The following is a 3,319-nucleotide window of genomic DNA, read 5'->3' on the forward strand; positions in this document are numbered from 1 at the left end:
GCACTAACTTGATGGCTTCCGCTCGGTATTCCGACGTATAGCTTTGTGTTTCTCTCTTACTCACCGCAGCCTCCTGTTGGCTCAAGTTTACCAATCAGGTGTGTCTACGGAATTCAGGCTACCTCACTATGGTTTAGTAGTTCGGTGTTTTTTGGGTGACAATGATTAATACATCAAAGCTTGTAGAGAGTTGCTTACGATAATTCTTGAACTGCTACCAAGGTAACAACGCCTTGGTAGCGACAGAGAATTACTGCTCGTAAGTGGCTTCGATTGCTTGCTGATTTTCACGAATCTGGTTTTTCAGCATGACAACCTGCTCGCGTTCTTTAAAGCTGGAGTTGACATTCTTCGCCACCCACCAGACAAGGCCTGCAATTGCGAGGCCGCCGATGATGGCGGGGAAGACACCGCCAGTAACTATCCCGCTTACGATCAAACCAACGGGTATACCTACAGCAGCGACAGCTGTTGCAGCGCCACCCACTGCCAAGCCAATGCCCAAGGTGGTAGCGATGCGTGTCGGCGTTATCTTGAAGAACGCATCTCTGATCCCGGAGAGTATTGTTCTACCAACGGGGGGTGTTTCAGGAAGCCGTTTCTCAATTTCTTTTAATTGATCAGCCGTAGCACCTTTAATCATCCGACCTACATCACTGTTACTGAGCTGAAGCCATTCTGGACGCTGTTGGCGATTGATGGCGGTAACATCGGCAGCAAGCTGGCGTGAGACGCCGGCTAATTTCTCAGTGGTTTTCAAGGTTTTGCTGATATCACTGGTAGCCAAAGGCGGGACCTTCTCGATAGTTCCCGTGTGGGCCTTCAGCATGGTCTGGTAGTTTTCGACGAACTTATCCCTGGTTAGGCTGGCCAGTTCTTTTTTCAATTGATCGAACTGCTCATTCAGCCGTTCAATCAAGTTGGTTCTTTCTCCCTCTAGCAGGTTCTGCTTAAGTACTGCATCAATATTGGTTTGATGCTGGCGTTCAGCAGTTTCATAAAGCTTGGCTAGGCTATCGTGGATTTTACCAATGTTGCCAGGGACATTTTCTTCGCTTTTACCCTTGAAGAATTTCTCAAAGCTGAATGAACTAACGGCCCTACCGAGGTTATGGATAAACCCACGTTCATAGGTATCCGTAATGCTTTGCAACGTTTCCAAGTAGTTCCCGCGTGCCGTAGCGATTATTTGCTTAGCTACTGCGGAATTATTATCGAATGAATCGGGAAAGGGATTGGCACCAAGGGCTTTTGCCGCATAAGCATCATGCGCTTTTTTTACTGCGCCGCGGATTTTGTCGTTGGTGCGGGCAGCCACCTGATCTGGATGATGACGTTGCCCCACTCGTTTCAGATCATGTTCCAACGCTTCGTGAAATTCAGCTGAAGCTTCGGCGACATTATTTTGGAATTTATCGACCCGATCGCTGGTTTTGACACAATGGGCTATACGCTGAAAAAAGTGAGTGAGGCTGCGGTCGTTTAAGCTCACAGCATGGTCGTCTTTTAGTTGCTCGACAGTTTCTCGTGCACTCTCCTGATCTTTTTCCACGCGACCATAATGTGCGATGACTTGCGCGACGGAACTAAGGTCCTCCATTGGTAAGTTATGCCGTGATGGAGCGCTGAGATGAGTCAGCACTAACCCCATTGCATGCCTCTTCATAGGAACAATGTCGTTACCTTTACCTGGACGATGAAGGGCTGGTTCTGCAGCATCGTTGATGATTTTTTCCAACGCTTTTGGTGTAATCAGCTTGATATCCAGATGACTGAATGCAAAGCCAGACATCGTGGTATAGAAGCTACCTTTGTCTTTGTGCTGTGCCTTGAATTCATCAAACAGCTGTTGTAATTCGCCGACTGTCTTCGGGACGATTTTCCATTCTGCTTTCTTACCATCTGGACTCAATTTGACGTAACGCGCAATCGTTGTGCTCTGTTCAATGTCGCGCTTTAGCTTGTCAACATGCCCACTTTTTTCACCGACGTATTCGTTGAGAAGACCCATGAAGACTTTATCAACACCGGGCTCCAGTGGTGCTTCCTGCGTAATGGCATCAGTTCTGGCTGCTTCTACATTGGTGGTATGGTCGGCTGCAGCTGTGTGCGCTTGCTTAGCAGTATTGTGGGAGGGACGTAGGGCATTCAGTATTGAAACAGCCTTGGATGTCTTTGCTGTATTACCACCCTCGGTACCTTGTGAGGATTCGTGTTTTGTAAGAGATTCTGCTGCAGGCTTATTTGACGCTTTAGTGTTTTGTTCAGCGAATGGGTTTTTCTCATCTAGATCTAGAGGGAAGTCCAGATTCACCGCGTCTGGGTTGAGTGCCTCGATCTCATCACCAAAGGGATTAGTGGTGGGCAGGGCTTGCACTACTTCTTGTTTGGTCGAGGTTACTTTGGTTGACGATTGATCCGATGTGGTGGGCAGATTGTCAACCTCAACCTGAGCCAGTGGTGCCGCATTCTTCCACGCTGCTTTCAACTGATCAATCAGGCTGTCCTTTTCCGTGGAAAAACGGTCTTGATGATGGCCGGCTTGCTTCAATGCACTTTTCAGCTCGGCAAAGTCAGTCTCGGTCAATGTAGTTTCTTTAAAGACCACATTCTTACCATCCAACGTTATGAATCTGGCGATGCCTTGATATTTTTGGATTTCACTGGCCAAGCGATCGGGTTTTCGATCGGCATACCTTTGCAATACTTCCGCCAGTGGTGCAGAACTGCGTGTAAGGTTCTCAGATTGGGGTAGATTCTGAGTGGCTTTGCTTGTCCCGGTTGTCCCCTTATTCTCCAGTAGGTTGGCTATGTTGCTGGTGAACTTCGATATCCTATTACCGCCGCTTGAAGCGACTTTGAATTTCGGATTGTCTTGCTTCGAAGTCTCAACAGCTGAGGCACTGTCATTTGGACCTTGGACGGAAGATTTAGTAGCGGCACTGACCTGAGGCATGATGCTTTCCTTTCAAAAACCAATCACAGCATCCACCACACTGGTGTAGCGGCGGAACAAGAGAAGAACGTGGACTATGTATTAATCCCGCGATAAGGCTGAACAGATGTAGACCAAATCAACTAGACATTGCTGAATGAAGCTAAGGCTCTAGAAGGATTAAGACTATGTTGGCCGCATAAGTGCCTCTTCCGGAAATGCACTTTTTCTTTCACAAACGGGTAAGTCGACACTGATGAATCCCCCCGGATAGTGAGGAGGCTCCATTTCTTGAGAGAATGGAGTTATGAAGAAGCCAACCAAGTATTCGCCAGAAGTCAAAGAACGCGCTGTCCGTATGGTTTTTGAACATCGGTCAGAGTA

The 3,319-nt window shown here is 47.7% G+C and carries 1 protein-coding gene; it reads right to left on the minus strand.

The features are described from left to right. Window positions 1-250 precede the first annotated feature (250 nt). The gene (locus tag ACUHMQ_RS20375; protein WP_445297280.1) at window positions 251-2,956 is read right to left on the minus strand and encodes a hypothetical protein; all 2,706 of its coding nucleotides are present in this window, start codon (window positions 2,954-2,956) and stop codon (window positions 251-253) included. Window positions 2,957-3,319 lie beyond the last annotated feature (363 nt).

This window comes from Chitinimonas violaceus, from assembly GCF_052601015.1.

Coding starts and splice junctions, on each gene's coding strand:
- ACUHMQ_RS20375 (WP_445297280.1), bottom strand. CDS start 2,956: ATGCCTCAGGTCAGTGCCGCTACTAAATCTTCCGTCCAAGGTCCAAAT.